At 76.4% G+C, this 958-nt stretch carries 1 protein-coding gene; it reads right to left on the bottom strand.

All coding sequences use genetic code 11. The annotated features are described in order from the left end of the window. Positions 1–215: 215 nt before the first annotated feature. The coding region (locus tag DQW85_RS22180) for an SDR family oxidoreductase (RefSeq protein WP_162795224.1) at positions 216–958 on the bottom strand (743 nt) is incomplete at its 5' end.

Genomic DNA, 958 nt, shown 5'->3' with positions numbered 1-958 from the left:
GCCGGGCGGCGGCCTCCGGGCGGCGGGCCCAGACCCCGGCCAGCCGGGTGTGCGGGCCGGCGGCCAGCATCGGCGCGTGCGCCATCTCCGCCCACGGCCCCGCTCCTACCAGGCCCACCGCCACCGGTTCCATTTGTCCCCCTCTGTCCGCCGATGTCCGCCGATCTCGTGCGACAGCTTCCTACTCGACGGACGGATGGGGCAAGTGCCGCCCTTCAGTCGGACGCCTGGCGCCACTGGCGGAGGGCGTGTTCGGGGCGGTGGGCGAGGGTGCCGCAGTCGATCGCGACGGTCTGGCCGGTGACGCAGCGCGCCTCGTCGGAGGCCAGGAACGCGACCAGGTCCGCCACGTCGCCGGGCGTGCACGCCCAGGGCAGCAGCCGCTCGGCCGCCTTGTCCGCGAGCCGTCCGGGCCCGAGGGCGAGGCGGGCGGCGTCGGTCAGCACCAGGGCGGGGGCGACGGCGTTGCAGCGGATGCCGCGCGGGCCGTACGCGGTGGCGACGTAGCGGACCAGGCCGTTCAGCGCGGCCTTCGAGGTGCCGTAGGCGGGGTGGTCCACGTCCCCGGTCAGGCCGGACACCGACGAGGTGAGGACGATCGCGCCGCCGTCGGCCATCCGCGGGGCGGCATGTTTGATCACGAGGAACGCGCCGCGCAGGTTCACCGCCATGGTGCGGTCCCACACCTCGGCGTCCAGCGTCTCCAGGCGCCCGTCGCGGCCGTACACCTCGCGGCCGAGCGCCGCGGCGTTGCCGTGGACGACGTCCAGGCGGCCGAAGCAGGTCAGCAGCTCGGCCAGCGCGGCGGCGACCTGCTTCTCGTCCGACACGTCGCAGGTCAGAGCGGTGGCCGTGCCGCCCCTGCCGCGGATGGCGGCGGCCGTGGCCCTGGCGCCGGCCGTACGGACGTCCAGGACGCCGACGCAGGCGCCCTCGGCGGCCAGGCGGGAGGCGCAGG

It is taken from the genome of Nonomuraea lactucae, assembly GCF_003313395.1.
GTDB lineage: Bacteria > Actinomycetota > Actinomycetes > Streptosporangiales > Streptosporangiaceae > Nonomuraea > Nonomuraea lactucae.
This window is presented reverse-complemented; position numbering and strand designations above follow the sequence as displayed.